Source organism: Neobacillus sp. SM06, assembly GCF_050496765.1.
Classification (GTDB): Bacteria; Bacillota; Bacilli; order Bacillales; family Cytobacillaceae; genus JAEVLT01.
Genome location: NZ_JBNWEO010000013.1, coordinates 70,802 through 86,915, shown reverse-complemented (window position 1 = coordinate 86,915; position 16,114 = coordinate 70,802). Strand labels below are relative to the sequence as shown.

Below are 16,114 nucleotides of genomic sequence, written 5' to 3'. Positions count from 1 at the left end.
ATGGAAAAAGTTAAAGTTCTCGTTGCGGATGATTCGGCATTCATGCGAAAACTTATTCAAGAAATTCTTTTAGCTTCAGATCAGATTGAGATAGCGGGTACGGCCCGAAATGGGAAGGACGTTATCGAAAAGGTAAAAAAATTAAAGCCGGATGTTGTCACGATGGATATTGAAATGCCTGTATTAAATGGGATTGAGGCTTTAAGAATTATTATGGAGGAGGACCCGGTTCCAGTTGTCATGCTTTCAAGTGCAACGCAAACAGGAGCAGAAAATACAATGCTAGCGATGCAATATGGCGCAGTTGATTTTATTGCAAAGCCATCAGGCCCGATCTCGCTAGATCTGCAAACAATCGAAAAGAAAATCGTTGAAAAAGTGCTCGAAGCGAGCAAGGCAAACCTTAAATGTTTGGTATGTCAGAAGCCAGAGGAAAATCTTCTATCCTCTCAATTGCTAAAAAGTAGTAAAATAGAACTAGCAAAGACCAGTTCTATACGGCAGGATGGATTGACATGGGAAGCGGCAGCGAAAAAAATTATCTGCATTGGTACGTCTACGGGCGGACCGAGAAGCTCTCCAAGCAGTCTTGACAAAATTGCCGGCATCGCTTAATGCGCCGATTGTGATTGTCCAGCATATGCCGCCCGGTTTTACAAAATCTCTTGCCAACCGGCTTGATTCTCTGGCAGAGATTAACGTAAAAGAGGCGGAAGATGGTGAAGTATTGCAGAACGGTACAGCCTATATTGCTCCTGGCGGCTACCATTTGCTTGTCAAAAGGATGAGTGCCGGGCTTATAGTAAAGCTCGAGCAAACCGAACTGCGCAATGGGCATCGCCCCTCTGTTGATATTCTGTTTGAATCAATCAGCCTTTTGGATGACTATGCAAAAGTGGCGGTGATTATGACAGGAATGGGATCAGATGGCACCCAAGGCTTGATTGCACTAGCCAAGGGAGGCAAGGTAAAAGCGATTGCGGAATCGGAAGAAAGCTCGATTGTATTTGGGATGCCGAAAGCGGCAATTTCAACAATGTTGGTTGATGAAATACAGAGTGTCGAAACTATTGCAAGAACAATTTTGAAATATGTTTAATGCCGAGGGGTGAATGTCACATGGATATGGGGCAATATTTAGAAGTTTTTATTGAAGAGAGTAAAGAACATATACAGGCGTGCAATGAACATTTATTGGAATTGGAAAAAAATCCAAAAGATTTGTCGATTGTCAATGAAATTTTTCGATCTGCCCATACTTTAAAAGGAATGTCTGCCACAATGGGCTATGAAGATCTTGCCAATTTGACACACCAAATGGAAAACATCCTTGATGCGATCCGGCAATCAAAGTTATCTGTTTCAGCTGAATTAATAGATATTGTATTTCTTGCAATTGATCATCTTGAAGAAATGGTTCAGTCCATTTCCGAAGGCGGAGATGGAAAAAGTGATGTTATCGAAGTAATTAGCCAATTGAAGCGGATCGAAAAAGGAAATCTGTCCATTATTTCTAGTGCAGAAAAGGAGGTTGCAGCCGCCGCTGTTGCAGAAGTGGCCAATCGACCTTCCAAAACCGTATACGATGAGTTTGAATATACAGTTCTGCAGCAATCGGCTGAACAAGGATTTGATACATACGAAATTACCGTTTCCTTAAGAGAGGATTGCCTTTTAAAAGCAGCTAGAGTGTTTATGGTATTTGAAGCACTTGAAAGCACAGGTGAAATTATTAAGAGCACTCCCCCAGTTGAACAACTTGAAGAAGAACAGTTTGACAACGAATTTACGATTACGCTCGTGTCAACTGAAAAAAAGGAAACAATTCAAAACCAAATCGAGCGTATTTCTGAGATTGAGAAAGTGGAAATTTCCCAGCTATCTGCAGCAGAAATCCGGCCGCTTATTTATCATGAAAGCGAACCAGAACGAGAACCTGAGCCAGAACGTACACTTGAAAAAGTTGACCAGCCGGAAACAGCAGCGGAAACGGAACATTATGATGGGAAAAAGCAATCAGCGAAAACGGCTGCGAGCAATAAGACGATTCGGGTAAATATCGAACGGCTAGACATTCTAATGAATCTGTTTGAAGAGCTCGTTATTGACCGCGGCCGTCTTGAACAAATATCCCGTGATTTGAATAATCAGGAACTTCACGAGACAGTTGAAAGAATGTCCCGAATTTCCGGAGACTTGCAAAATATTATTTTGAATATGCGCATGGTCCCAGTGGAAACCGTTTTTAACCGGTTCCCACGAATGGTTCGGCAATTGGCGAGAGATTTAAACAAAAAGATCCATTTGGAAATCGTCGGAGCAGAAACGGAACTTGATCGAACGGTCATTGATGAAATTGGCGATCCGCTTGTCCATTTATTGCGAAACGCGCTCGATCATGGGATCGAAACGCCAGATGTGCGTAAAGCACAGGGAAAACCGGAAGAAGGAAAGGTCATTCTAAAAGCTTACCATAGTGGCAACCATGTCTTTATTGAAATTGAAGATGATGGTGCGGGAATTAGCCGGGAAAAAGTACTTGAAAAAGCAATTGCCAAAAAAATAATACCTCCACAGGCAGCAGCAGGATTAACCGATCAGCAGGTGTTTGAATTGATTTTTGCATCCGGTTTTTCAACCGCTGAGAAAATATCAGACATTTCCGGCCGGGGCGTCGGATTGGATGTCGTAAAAAACACAATCGAATCTCTTGGCGGTTCAGTGACGATTGATTCTGTTATCGGAAAAGGTTCTATATTCTCTATTCAGCTGCCGCTGACATTATCGATTATTTCCGTCATGCTTGTTGGCATTCAAAAGGAAAAGTATGCGATTCCGCTTTCTTCTATTATTGAGACAGCCATTATTAAGGAAGAAGACATTTTGAACGCCCATAACCAAAAGGTCATTGATTTCCGCGGTAAAGTTGTTCCGCTCCTTTTCTTAAAGGATCTCTTTGAAGTTCCTGTTTCCAAAGAAACAAGCGGCCTTCATTCGGTTGTCATTGTCCGTAAAGGGGATAAAATGGCTGGCCTTGTTGTCGATTCTTTTATTGGACAGCAAGAAATTGTCCTAAAGTCGCTCGGCAACTATTTAGCCAATGTCTTTGCCATTTCCGGAGCCACTATTCTCGGCGATGGACAAGTCGCCTTAATCGTCGACTGCAATGCCCTAATTAAATAAGTTTTCGAACGAAAAAACGGAACATGACTGGAGTGAAGAGAAATGACAGTGACGCTTACACAGGAATTAAAGATTATTGTCTTTCAATTAAAAGAGAAAGAATACGCCATCCCTGTTGAACAAGTTCGTTCAATTGAAAAAGTTCAGCATATTACCCGGGTGCCCGGAGTTTCATCCTATATTAAAGGCGTCATTAATCTCCGCGGGCTCGTGACGCCAATTGTTGATCTCCGCAACCGATTTGGACTCGAAGAAAGCGATTATTCGGATCATACTCGAATCATTATCGCAGTTATTGGGGATGTTGAAGTCGGGCTGGTTGTTGACGCGGCCAATGATGTGTTAGATATTTCAAGAGATGCAATCGAACCGCCTCCAGAAATCGTTGGAGGAAAAGAAGCGGAGTATATTAATGGAGTTGTCAAAATTGAAAAAAGGCTGCTCATCTTGCTGGATCTTGAAAAAGTGATGAACATAGACCAAATTAAATAGAAAGCGCGAGGTACTTGGCGATGACATTTCTACAGCATTTTACCTCTTTGCATCTTGATATTTTGCGGGAAATCGGAAATATCGGGGCAGGCAACGCGGCAACCGCTTTATCAAAGCTCCTAAATAAAAAAATAGACATGAAAGTACCAAAAGTAGAGATTGTCAGTTTCGATGAGATGGTTGAAATGGCAGGGGGAGCAGAAAATATTGTTGCAAGTGTATTTTTGCGCATCGAAGGGGATGCATCTGGCAGCATGTTTTTTGTGCTGCCGCTGCCACAGGCAGAGCATTATGTCCAGAAGATGACAGGGGACACCGATTTCTCCTTTGAAACACCGCCTTATAATGAGATGGGGCTTTCCGCTTTGCAGGAGCTTGGCAATATTTTAAGTGGATCCTACTTAACGGCGTTGTCAGACTTTACAAACTTATCGCTTTATCCGTCTGTTCCAGGAATTGGAATCGATATGGTGGGCGCTATTATCAGCTTCGGCCTGATCGAACATTCCCAAGTATGCGACTTTGCGATCGTTATTGATACTGCCCTAAACGAAGAGGATGCTTCATTTCCTGAATGGCTGCGCGGCCATTTCTTTTTACTCCCGGATCCGGATTCATTTTCCATTCTTTTTCATTCCTTAGGGGTTGCGGCAAATGAATGATGAAATCCAGATTGCAAAGGTTGGCATCGCCGATATGAAGCTCGTTAGGCATCCGTATCACATCCGTACCTCTGGCTTGGGCTCTTGTGTCGGTGTTGTGATTTACGACCTTGATCGGAAAATGGCTGGTCTTGCCCATGTCATGCTTCCTGAATCATCTCTGGCAAAGACCCCGGAGTTTAATCCGGCGAAATATGCCGATACTGCCATAAAAGAGCTTGTACGACATTTGCTCTCACAGGGAGCAAGGCGTGAAACCTTAAGAGCAAAAATTGCCGGGGGAGCACAAATGTTTCAATTCGCGTCAACAAATGAAATCATGAGAATCGGCCCCAGAAATGTAGAAGCAGTCAAGAAGGAACTTAACAATCTCAATATCCTGTTGGTTAGTGAGGATGTCGGAGGAAATAGTGGCAGAACCATCGAATTCAATCCAGATAATGGCAAACTACATATCAAAACAGTTAATAAGGGAACGAAGGAAATTTGACAAACGAAAAGATCGATTTTGTACGGTAGTGAGGTCATGATTGGGTGATCCAACTGGTGGAGGTGTGGAATCATGGTACAGACATCCATAACAGAAGAACAATTGAATTGGGAGAAATGGATACAAGAGCGAAACCCGGCTGCTGGGAATTTCCTTGTGAAAAAATATTTGCCGCTCGTCAGCTACCATGTTCAGCGAATTTCTGTAGGGCTCCCGAAAAATGTGTCAAAGGATGAGCTGCGCAGCTTCGGGCTGATGGGCTTGTTTGATGCGTTGGAAAAATTCGACCACACACGCGAGTTGAAATTTGATACATACGCTTCATTTCGCATTCGTGGCGCAATGATTGACGGGTTGAGGAAAGAGGACTGGCTGCCAAGAGGCACAAGGGATAAGGCGAAAAAAATTGAAGCTGCATACGAAAAACTTGAACAGCAAAAGATGGGTAATGTGAGTGCAGCTGATATCGCCAAGGAACTGAACATGACCGAGGAAGAAGTATATGCTGCGACTTCGGAACAATTTTTCGCCAATGTTCTTTCAATTGATGAAAATTGGACTGAACAAGAAGAAAAAGAAGGCTTCACCTTTGTTTTACGGGACGACAATGTGCAAACTCCCGAACAAAAGCTAGTAAAAGACGAACTGTTGCAGGAATTGGTGGTGAACATAAGCAAACTGAGCGAAAAAGAGCAACTGGTAATCAGCTTGTTTTATCTTGAAGAACTCACACTTACCGAGATTGGTCAAGTATTGAACCTGTCCACGTCTAGAATTTCGCAAATTCATTCCAAGGCACTGTTTAAATTACGGCACTTACTTGAGAAACTTATTTTGTAAAATTGATATCCTTTTGATTTTTTAGGCAAAATTCCTAGTTTTATGCGGATAGAGGGATAATATGACTACATTTCTGTTACTGATCAGCCTTTTGTTAAACGGTGTTGCGATTTTTTCAATCATTTTATTATTTACCCGTCAAAATCGATTCCTTGAGGTTGAGAAAAAGCAAGAAAACATGATTAAAGAAATGGAAGAATTGATTTCTTCTTATTTATTTGAAATGAAGGAAGAGAATGAGGCCTTCCTAAGCAAGTTTCAAGCAACTGGCACTCCAATTCTTCGTGCAACCAATCCAGCTGCAAATGTGAACAAAACAACTCTAGCAGAGAAAACGAACCAAGAGGTAAAAATGGACAATGAGCCGGACAGCGACTGGAAGGAAAAAGCAGCGGGGGCATTGAAAAATCAAGCGGTAAAAGCCTATCAAAAATCCTCAAGGAAAGAGGCTTCAAGCAAGGAAACGCTTTCTGAACAAGTTTCTGTCAAGGGAATGGACACTAAAGCTGTTCATATAGGAGCTGAAAAGACGTCCCCTTCATCTCCTGATGATATTTATCGTGATTTATTTGTGAACCAAGTCATGATCTTACAAAACCAAGGTCTTTCAATCGCTGAAATTGCCAAAAAGCTTAATAAGGGCAAAACAGAAATCGAGCTGCTGCTAAAATTTTCTCAAAGTCGCCAACATTAACTTGATTGTCGAAAAAACATATGCTATATTATGAAATGGTGTTAAAACACACGCTCACGGATTTAGACAGTTGGTGCTGTTCGTGACAGTTTCTGTCTAAAAATGAACTGAGCGGAGGATAATAAAACCTAGGAGGAAAAAACATGTCAGTTATTTCAATGAAGCAATTGCTTGAAGCTGGTGTACACTTCGGGCACCAAACGCGCCGCTGGAACCCTAAAATGAAGAAATATATCTTCACTGAGCGCAACGGCATTTATATTATCGATCTTCAAAAAACAGTTAAAAAAGTGGAAGAAGCTTATAACTGGGTAAAAGAGCTTGCTGCTAACGGCGGAACATTCCTTTTCGTTGGTACAAAGAAACAAGCGCAGGATTCCGTAAAAGAAGAAGCAATCCGTTCGGGTATGTTTTATGTGAACCAACGTTGGTTGGGTGGAACATTAACAAACTTTGAAACCATTCAAAAGCGCATTGGCCGTCTGAAAGATATTGAAAGAATGGCTGAAGATGGAACATTTGATGTTCTTCCGAAAAAAGAAGTTGTTCAATTGAAGAAAGAGCAAGAGCGTCTTGAAAAATTCCTTGGCGGAATCAAAGACATGAAGCAGCTTCCGGATGCCCTTTTCATTATCGACCCTCGCAAAGAGCGCATCGCTGTAGCTGAAGCTCGCAAGTTAAATATTCCGATCGTCGGCATCGTTGATACAAACTGTGATCCAGATGAAATCGATGTTGTTATTCCTGCAAACGATGATGCAATCCGCGCAGTAAAACTTTTAACAGGCAAAATGGCAGATGCTATCTTAGAAGCGAAGCAAGGCGAAGAAACAGTAGCTGCAGCTGAATAATGAACAACATAAAAAGGTGATAAGAGGGAGCACCCTTTATCACCTTTTTTTAAAGCTATGCTATTTCAACATTGCTTTAATAGAAATGTTTAGATTAGTCTTACTAGGCAAAGATATGAATACATAGAATAAAAGGAGGATGTTTACAATATGGCAATTACTGCACAAATGGTAAAAGAACTACGTGAAAAGACAGGCGCAGGGATGCTTGACTGCAAAAAAGCGCTGCAAGAAACGAATGGAGATATGGAAAAAGCAATTGATTTTCTTCGTGAAAAAGGGATTGCAAAAGCTGCGAAAAAAGCGGATCGGGTTGCTGCAGAAGGTACAGCATATGTTTTAACAGAAGGAAACGATGCTGTTATTCTTGAGGTAAACGCTGAAACAGACTTTGTTGCAAAAAACGAAGGGTTCCAAACATTAGTTAAAGAACTGGCTAACCATCTTTTGAAAAACAAGCCTGCTAATCTTGACGAGGCACTGGCACAAACTATGGAAAACGGTGCTACGGTAAGCGATCATATTACTGCGGCAATTTCCAAAATAGGTGAAAAGATTTCGCTTCGCCGCTTCGCAGTAAAAACAAAAACCGATCAGGATGCATTTGGTGCATACCTGCACCTAGGCGGACGCATTGGCGTTTTAACGGTTCTTGAAGGATCAACAAATGCAGATGCCGCAAAAGATGTTGCAATGCATATTGCTGCATTAAACCCAAAATATGTATCTCGTGATGAGGTTTCCCAAGAGGAAGTTGAACACGAACGCCAAGTGTTAACTCAGCAGGCTCTAAATGAAGGAAAACCAGAAAAAATCGTTGGAAAAATGGTTGAAGGCCGTTTAAGCAAATATTTTGAAGAAGTGTGTGTGCTTGATCAGGCATTTGTTAAAAACCCTGACCAAAAAATTCGCCAATTTGTTGAATCAACAGGTGGAAAACTTCGTGAATTTGTCCGTTATGAAGTAGGGGAAGGCATTGAAAAACGCGAAGAAAACTTTGCGGAAGAAGTTATGAACCAAATTAAAAAATAATGGTAAATCGATTTTTGCCATCCAATCAGATGGCACAATAATGTTTTGCTAGAAAATAGGTTTCAATAGGGGACACGGTGTGTTCCCTATTTTTCGAAGTGAAAATTAACTGAAAACAACTTGGAGGTTCAAATGAACAGCCCTAAATACAAACGCGTTGTGTTGAAATTAAGCGGAGAGGCGCTTGCAGGAGAGACAGGTTTTGGGATTAACCCGGCAGTCATAAAATCAATCGCAGGCCAAGTAAAAGAAATTGCGGAATTAGGTGTTGAGGTTGCAGTCGTTGTCGGCGGCGGAAACATATGGCGGGGCAAAATCGGCGGCGAGATGGGCATGGATCGGGCAACTGCTGATTATATGGGAATGCTTGCTACTGTCATGAACTCATTAGCCCTGCAGGACAGTTTGGAACAGCTCGGAATTGAAACTCGTGTACAGACATCGATTGAAATGCGCCAAGTTGCGGAACCATATATCAGACGCCGGGCCATTCGGCATCTTGAGAAAAAACGGGTGGTTATCTTTGCAGCCGGGACAGGGAACCCGTACTTCTCCACAGATACAACTGCAGCATTAAGGGCTGCGGAAATTGAAGCAGAAGTGATCTTGATGGCAAAAAATAATGTTGACGGAGTCTATTCTGCTGATCCCCGCGTTGATCAAAATGCAACGAAGTACGATGAATTGTCCTATCTTGATGTAATTAAGGAAGGGTTAGCGGTAATGGATTCAACCGCATCATCTTTATGTATGGATAACGATATACCATTAATTGTGTTCTCGATCATGGAACAAGGGAATATCAAACGTGTCATTACAGGTGAAAAAATCGGAACAATTGTAAGGGGGAAATAAACATGCCAAAACAAGTAATCTCCACTGCGAAAGAAAAAATGACAAAAGCGATTCAAGCCTATACCAGGGAATTGGCAACCATTCGTGCCGGACGCGCAAGTGCTTCGTTGCTTGATCGTGTCACGGTTGATTATTATGGTGCGCCTACCCCCGTAAACCAGCTGGCAGGGATCTCAACACCTGAAGCAAGGCTGCTTGTAATCCAGCCATACGATAAATCGATTCTAGGCGAGATCGAGAAGGCGATTCTTAAATCCGATTTAGGGTTGAATCCGTCAAATGATGGTTCTATCATCCGGATTGCCATTCCACAGTTAACAGAAGAACGCCGCAAAGAGTTGGTAAAGGTTGTAAAAAAGGAATCAGAGGAAGCGAAAATTGCCATCCGCAACATCCGCCGGGAGGCCAATGATGATTTTAAAAAGCTTGAAAAAAATGGTGAAATTACGGAGGATGAGCTCCGCGGATACAGTGACGATATCCAGAAACTGACCGACGAGCATATTCATAAAGTTGAACAAATCACGAAAGAGAAAGAAAAAGAAATAATGGAAGTCTAAAATGTTCAAAGTGTTTTCTGAAGGGGACCCTCTTTTTAGGGGGTTTTTTCACTTTCTATACACACTGTTTTTTGAATGGATCAATGCTTATGTGCCCTACTTTTTAATACATATGTTCTTTAGTAGAGATATCTTATTGCTTTTTTGGTATGATAGTTTCATGCGGGAATTTCCAACAGGAGAAATAATGAAAACTTGCTGATTGGCGAGTCCTTTGGACGAAGATAGAATAAGTTGTAGAGAATGATCGATTTTCGGGGGATACTTGATCAACTTTTTTGAGGAGCCATGTTATGTTAAATAGAATAAAGCGATGGAAGAATCAAAAACCTGCTTCCACACTCCGAGACAGAGTAGAACAAATAAAGAAATTGCCAATTCCTGAACATGTGGCGATCATTATGGACGGAAATGGCAGATGGGCAAAAAAACGTGCTTTACCACGGATTGCCGGCCATCATGAAGGAATGAAGGTTGTCCGAAAAACGACGAAGCTGGCGAACGAATTGGGTGTAAAAACCTTGACTTTGTATGCTTTTTCAACTGAGAATTGGAAACGTCCAAAAAACGAAGTTGAATACTTAATGAAGCTGCCTGAAGAGTTTTTAGGTACCTTTCTTCCTGAACTCATTGAGGAAAATGTGCAAGTGAAAATGATGGGATATAAGGAAAGATTGCCGGTACATACGTTAAGAGCAATTCAAAAGGCAATGGACGATACGAAAGATAACAATGGGCTGGTGTTGAACTTTGCGCTCAATTATGGCAGCAGGGCAGAAATACTTGATGCCGTTAAACGAGTCTTAAACGATTGCCAAAGTGGTATAATGGAGATAGATCAATTGAATGAATCCGCTTTTTCGTCCTATTTAATGACGTCAGACATGGCAGATCCTGACCTCCTTATTCGTACAAGCGGTGAAATTCGTTTAAGCAATTTTATGCTCTGGCAGCTTGCTTACAGTGAATTTTGGTTTACCGATGTATTGTGGCCGGATTTTAGCGAAGAACACTTTCTTGAAGCCATTGAGGGATTCCAAAGCAGGCAGCGCCGTTTTGGCGGGATATGAAACATTTCCATTCGGTAGGGGGATTGGTTTTCCAAACGGGGGATCAATCACGCATTTGAACATAAAGGTGTTGAACTTGTAGATGAAGCAAAGAGTCATAACAGGAGTTGTTGCCGCGGCACTCTTTTTGCCAATCGTGTACGCGGGCGGCTTTCCTTTTATTTTACTAACATATGTACTGGCAACCGTCGGTTTATATGAATTATTCAAAATGAGGAAACTAAGTATTTATTCAATCCCGGGCATATTATCGATCCTCATGCTTTGGTTGCTTTTGTTTCCGCCGCAGTACGGTAAGATTATCGCCACATTTCCCTACTCGAAAACAGAGCTTGGCATTGCAATTGTTTTGTTGCTGTTAACGTATACGGTTATTACGAAAAATCTTTTTACGTTTGAAGATGTCTCGTTTCTCATTCTGTCCGTGCTGTATGTTGGAATTGGTTTTTATTTTTTCATTGAGACACGCCAAGCCGGGGGGCTGGTCTATCTGTTTTATTCTGTGTTCGTTATTTGGGCAACGGACTCTGGCGCTTATTTTATCGGCAAAGCGTATGGCAAAAAAAAGCTATGGCCTGATATCAGTCCGAATAAAACAGTTGGAGGATTTATTGGGGGGATTTTTAGCGCTTTGGTTGTTGCGCTATTGTTTAGCTTATTTACCGACATGAACGTTTCCGTATTATCATTAATGGGCATTACAATCGTTCTCTCTGTTTTTGGTCAAATTGGCGATTTGGTTGAATCGGCACTAAAACGCCATTTTGCCGTTAAAGATTCCGGAACGATCCTGCCGGGGCACGGCGGTATTCTTGACCGGTTTGACAGCCTGTTATTTGTTTGGCCGCTGCTGCATTTCTTTCATTTATTTTAGTAGTGGGTCGCATAAACAATAAAAAGATCATTATAGGGCTTCTACGCAGGGAGTTGACATTTGTTGAAAAAAATAAGTTTACTGGGGGCAACGGGTTCCATTGGCACCCAGACATTGGATATTATTCGTGAACATCCGCAAGAATACCGACTTGTAGCGATGTCAATTGGGAAAAATATATCTTTGGCGCGAAAAATCATTCACGAGTTTCAACCTGAAATTGTTTCTGTCCAAGGAAAACAGGAATATGATAAACTAAAGGCAGAATTTCTTGATACAAAGGTCGTGTACGGGGATGATGGCCAAGTTGAAATTGCCGTATACGACAATGCCGAAATTTTGGTTAACGCTGTTCTTGGAAGCGTTGGTCTTAACCCGACACTCCAAGCCATTGAATCGGGGAAAACAATTGCATTGGCGAATAAAGAAACGCTCGTGACAGCAGGACATTTGGTCATGGAAGCAGCAAAAAAAAGCAATGTTGCCATCCTTCCGGTTGATAGCGAACACTCTGCCATTTTCCAAGCATTACAAGGGGAAAATCAGAAGAACATTGAACGGCTTCTCATTACTGCATCCGGTGGCAGTTTTCGCGATCGCCGCCGTGAGGAATTAGAGAATGTAACAGTTCAAGAAGCGCTTAATCATCCGAACTGGTCAATGGGGGCAAAAATCACGATTGATTCCGCAACAATGATGAACAAGGGATTAGAAGTGATCGAAGCGCACTGGCTTTTTGATATTCCGTATGAAAAAATCAATGTGCTTCTCCATAAAGAAAGTATTGTTCATTCAATGGTTGAATTTCACGACAGCAGTATCATTGCCCAATTGGGTTCACCGGATATGAGAGTACCCATTCAGTTTGCTCTTTCGTATCCGGACCGCATGCCGCTTCCATCTGCGAAGCGATTGAATTTGTCCAGTATCGGACAGCTTCATTTTCAGGAGATGGATTTTGATCGTTTCCGCTGCTTGCGTTTTGCATACGAAGCAGGAAAAATCGGCGGAACAATGCCAACTGTGTTGAATGCGGCAAATGAAGTTGCCGTCGCTGCTTTTTTGGAAGGTAAAATTGCTTTTCTGGAGATTGAAGCGATCATTGAGAAGGCGTTAGGCGCCCATCAATCTATTGAGAATCCCGGTCTTGCGGCGATACAAGAAGTTGACAAAGAAACAAGACAGTATGTACGTACACTTCTATAAAAAAAGGTGGTTGGATCTTTGAGTACAGTTATTGCCTTTATTGTTATCTTTGGCGCACTTGTCTTCTTTCATGAATTAGGACATTTAATTTTTGCAAAAAGGGCAGGGATTTTATGCCGTGAATTTGCTATCGGTTTTGGTCCAAAGGTATTTTCAACCAAAAAAGGGGAAACGACCTATACGCTTAGGCTGCTGCCGCTCGGCGGATTTGTCCGAATGGCAGGCGAGGATCCTGAAATGGTGGAAATTAAACCGGGATATCGGATTGGACTGCTCTTGAATGAAAACGAGCAAGTAACAAAAATTATTTTGAATCATAAAGAGAAATTCCCGAATTGCCGGGTTATCGAAGTCGAACAGGCAGATATTGAAAAAAAACTTTTCATCAAAGGGTATCCCGATGATGAGTCAGAAAATTTGCATACCTTCCCGGTACATCCGGCTGCCGTGATTGTTGAAAATGGGGTGGAAACGCAAATTGCTCCACTTGATCGGCAATTTTCTTCAAAAACGCTCGGTCAGCGGACAATGGCTATTTTTGCTGGTCCGATGATGAACTTTATACTGGCGTTTGTCGTTTTCATCGTAATCGCACTATTTCAAGGCGTCCCAACAAATGATCCGAAACTTGGTGAAATCACACCTGATGGAGCGGCAAAAGCTGCCGGCTTAAAACAGGGGGACGTCGTTCAGAGCATAAATGGTTCAGAAGTTACCAGTTGGTCTGATGTGGTCGAGATTATTCGCCGCAATCCCGATAAACCGCTTAAGTTTCTAGTTGACCGGAGCGGAAAAGACATGGAAATCAGTGTAACTCCAATTGAGAAAACAATTGAGGGCAAGAAAACAGGGATTATCGGCGTTTACAGTCCGGTTGAAAAGTCGCCAGTCCAAGCGATTTCCTCCGGTTTTCAGCAAACGTATTTTTGGACAAAACAAATTTTTGTCATGCTGGGGAAATTGGTAACCGGCCAATTTTCAATCAATATGCTTTCAGGCCCTGTTGGTATTTATGTGTCAACGGATACGGTCGCCAAATCGGGTATTTTTAATCTGTTAAGATGGGGTTCGATCTTGAGCATCAACCTCGGGATTATGAATTTATTGCCGATTCCGGCGCTAGATGGCGGCAGGCTGATGTTTTTTGCCGTCGAAGCATTAAGAGGCAAGCCAATTGATAAGCAAAAAGAAGGAATGGTTCATTTTATTGGGTTTGCGCTATTAATGTTATTAATGCTCGTTGTTACATGGAATGATATTCAAAGGTTTTTCTTGTAAATTGTTTTGAAACAGTGATGCCCCTGTTATTCAAACGGGGGCTTTTTAAAAAGGTATATTAAAGCTTCTTTAAAAAAGCAATGTTGATGCAGACGAGGTGTAGTTAAATGAGACAAAGCAGGACACTGATACCGACTTTAAGGGAAATTCCAGCAGATGCGGAAATTAAAAGCCATCAGCTTCTCCTTAAAGCGGGATTTATTCGGCAAAATTCCAGCGGTGTATACAGTTATATGCCGCTTGGCAGAAAAGTGTTACAAAAAATTGAAGCAATTGTGAGAGAAGAAATGGACAAGGCCGGAGCAGTTGAAATGCTTATGCCAGCCTTGCAACAAGCGGAACTGTGGCAGGAATCGGGGCGCTGGTATACATACGGTCCAGAGTTAATGCGTCTAAAAGACCGGAATCAGCGGGAATTTGCTCTTGGTGCCACGCACGAAGAAGTGATTACAAGCCTTGTGCGTGATGAAGTAAAATCGTACAAACGGCTGCCACTTACGTTGTATCAAATTCAGACAAAGTTTCGTGATGAAAAACGTCCGCGATTTGGTCTCTTACGAGGACGAGAGTTCGTTATGAAAGATGCGTACTCGTTTCACTCCAATACGGAAAGCCTTGATGAAGTCTATCAGGCACTTTTCGAAGCGTATTCCAATGTGTTTCGCCGCTGCCAATTGAACTTTCGTGCTGTTATTGCGGATTCGGGCGCAATGGGCGGAAAAGATACACATGAATTCATGGTTCTCTCGGATATTGGGGAAGATACAATCGCTTATTCCGACACTTCTGATTATGCAGCGAACATTGAAATGGCTCCAGTCATCATGGAATACACAAAACGCGATGAAGCCGACAAAGAACTTGAAAAAGTTTTAACTGAGAATAAAAAATCAATTGATGAAGTATCAGAGTTTTTAACGGTATCACCGAACCAATGCGTCAAATCGCTGCTGTTTAAAATCGATGAGCAATATGTCCTTGTGCTTGTGCGCGGCGATCATGAAGTTAACGACATTAAACTAAAAAATTTATTCAATGCAGGGATTGTAGAGCTTGCAAGCCAAGAAGAAACGAAAGAAATCCTATCCTGCCCGGTTGGCTCACTAGGTCCGATAGGTGTCAGCCATGTCGAAATTGTTGCCGATCATGCCGTTAAAGCAATTGTGAACGGTGTATGTGGAGCGAATGAGGAAAACTACCATTACATCAATGTCGTTCCGGAACGCGATTTTTCTGTCAGCCAATATGCTGATTTACGGTTTATTCAAGAGGGTGACCCTTCACCGGATGGCCAAGGGACGATTTTATTTGCCAAAGGAATTGAAGTCGGCCATGTATTTAAACTGGGAACACGTTATAGCGAGGCGATGAATGCTACGTATCTTGATGAAACTGGCAAATCGCGACCAATGATAATGGGCTGCTACGGAATTGGCGTATCGAGGACGCTTACTGCTGTTGCAGAACAATACAATGATGAAAACGGTCTTGTCTGGCCGGCAAACCTGGCTCCATACCAAGTGCATGTGATTGCGGTCAATATGAAAGATGAGGAACAAGTCAAGCTTGCGGAATCGATCTATACTGATTTACTTGAAAAACATTATGAAGTATTGTTCGATGACCGCAATGAACGAGCAGGTGTTAAATTTGCCGATTCCGACTTAATCGGACTGCCGCTTCGGATTACAGTTGGGAAAAAAGCTTCAGAAGGAATGGTTGAAGTAAAGGTTCGCAAAACAGGTGAAACCTTTGAAGTTCATTATGAAGACTTGTTTGCAAAAGTGACCAGCTTACTCTATACGCTTTAAAAAGAAGGTACCGGTTTTCCGGTACCTTATTTTTCTATGCAGAACTTGTCGAACCAACACGAAACTGACAAATTCCTGTGGTATAATTGATTTTTGTAAAGAAAACTCGCTGATTGGGGAGCCTTTTGCGGTTCAAGAGGCGTAGTAGTCCTTATGCGTTAAAAGTTTATAGATATAAATTCTGATTAGCGAACAAAAGCAAATTCGAAAGATGGG

Annotated in this window: 15 protein-coding genes and 1 pseudogene; all 16 read left to right on the top strand. The window is 42.0% G+C overall.

Annotated features, from left to right (window positions below; translation table 11 throughout):
* Positions 1-1,099 (top strand): annotated as a pseudogene (locus ACQYAD_RS05480) (protein-glutamate methylesterase/protein-glutamine glutaminase).
* 20 nt (positions 1,100-1,119) lie between these two features.
* Positions 1,120-3,183, top strand: coding sequence for a chemotaxis protein CheW (locus ACQYAD_RS05475; RefSeq protein ID WP_430236206.1), 2,064 nt, complete (start codon positions 1,120-1,122; stop codon positions 3,181-3,183).
* 42 nt (positions 3,184-3,225) lie between these two features.
* On the top strand, positions 3,226-3,675 hold the full coding sequence (locus ACQYAD_RS05470) for a chemotaxis protein CheW (RefSeq protein WP_430236205.1): 450 nt from the start codon (positions 3,226-3,228) through the stop codon (positions 3,673-3,675).
* Between the two features lie 20 nt (positions 3,676-3,695).
* On the top strand, positions 3,696-4,337 hold the full coding sequence (locus ACQYAD_RS05465) for a chemotaxis protein CheC (RefSeq protein ID WP_430236204.1): 642 nt from the start codon (positions 3,696-3,698) through the stop codon (positions 4,335-4,337).
* Positions 4,330-4,827, top strand: coding sequence for a chemotaxis protein CheD (locus ACQYAD_RS05460; protein WP_430236203.1), 498 nt, complete (start codon positions 4,330-4,332; stop codon positions 4,825-4,827). Before ACQYAD_RS05465 ends, ACQYAD_RS05460 begins: the two co-directional genes overlap by 8 nt.
* A gap of 72 nt (positions 4,828-4,899) precedes the next feature.
* The gene (locus ACQYAD_RS05455) at positions 4,900-5,667 is read left to right on the top strand and encodes a FliA/WhiG family RNA polymerase sigma factor (protein ID WP_430236202.1); all 768 of its coding nucleotides are present in this window, start codon (positions 4,900-4,902) and stop codon (positions 5,665-5,667) included.
* Positions 5,668-5,728: 61 nt separating this feature from the next.
* Entirely contained in the window at positions 5,729-6,361 is a 633-nt protein-coding gene (locus tag ACQYAD_RS05450; RefSeq protein ID WP_430236201.1) for a hypothetical protein, read from the top strand.
* A 143-nt stretch (positions 6,362-6,504) separates the two neighbouring features.
* Entirely contained in the window at positions 6,505-7,212 is a 708-nt protein-coding gene (rpsB, locus tag ACQYAD_RS05445) for a 30S ribosomal protein S2 (RefSeq protein WP_430236199.1), read from the top strand.
* A 150-nt stretch (positions 7,213-7,362) separates the two neighbouring features.
* Complete coding sequence (tsf, locus tag ACQYAD_RS05440) at positions 7,363-8,244, top strand: translation elongation factor Ts (protein ID WP_430236198.1); 882 nt, start codon at positions 7,363-7,365, stop codon at positions 8,242-8,244.
* Between the two features lie 132 nt (positions 8,245-8,376).
* Positions 8,377-9,099: a UMP kinase gene (pyrH, locus tag ACQYAD_RS05435; protein WP_430236197.1), complete on the top strand. Its 723-nt coding sequence runs from the start codon at positions 8,377-8,379 to the stop codon at positions 9,097-9,099.
* 2 nt (positions 9,100-9,101) lie between these two features.
* The gene (gene frr, locus ACQYAD_RS05430) at positions 9,102-9,659 is read left to right on the top strand and encodes a ribosome recycling factor (protein WP_430236196.1); all 558 of its coding nucleotides are present in this window, start codon (positions 9,102-9,104) and stop codon (positions 9,657-9,659) included.
* Positions 9,660-9,952: 293 nt separating this feature from the next.
* Positions 9,953-10,729, top strand: a complete 777-nt coding sequence (locus ACQYAD_RS05425) for an isoprenyl transferase (RefSeq protein WP_430236194.1) — start codon at positions 9,953-9,955, stop codon at positions 10,727-10,729.
* Between the two features lie 82 nt (positions 10,730-10,811).
* Entirely contained in the window at positions 10,812-11,603 is a 792-nt protein-coding gene (locus tag ACQYAD_RS05420; protein WP_430236192.1) for a phosphatidate cytidylyltransferase, read from the top strand.
* Between the two features lie 63 nt (positions 11,604-11,666).
* On the top strand, positions 11,667-12,809 hold the full coding sequence (gene dxr / locus ACQYAD_RS05415; RefSeq protein ID WP_430236190.1) for a 1-deoxy-D-xylulose-5-phosphate reductoisomerase: 1,143 nt from the start codon (positions 11,667-11,669) through the stop codon (positions 12,807-12,809).
* 18 nt (positions 12,810-12,827) lie between these two features.
* Positions 12,828-14,087, top strand: a complete 1,260-nt coding sequence (rseP, locus tag ACQYAD_RS05410; protein ID WP_430236188.1) for an RIP metalloprotease RseP — start codon at positions 12,828-12,830, stop codon at positions 14,085-14,087.
* Between the two features lie 107 nt (positions 14,088-14,194).
* On the top strand, positions 14,195-15,898 hold the full coding sequence (locus ACQYAD_RS05405; RefSeq protein ID WP_430236187.1) for a proline--tRNA ligase: 1,704 nt from the start codon (positions 14,195-14,197) through the stop codon (positions 15,896-15,898).
* Positions 15,899-16,114 lie beyond the last annotated feature (216 nt).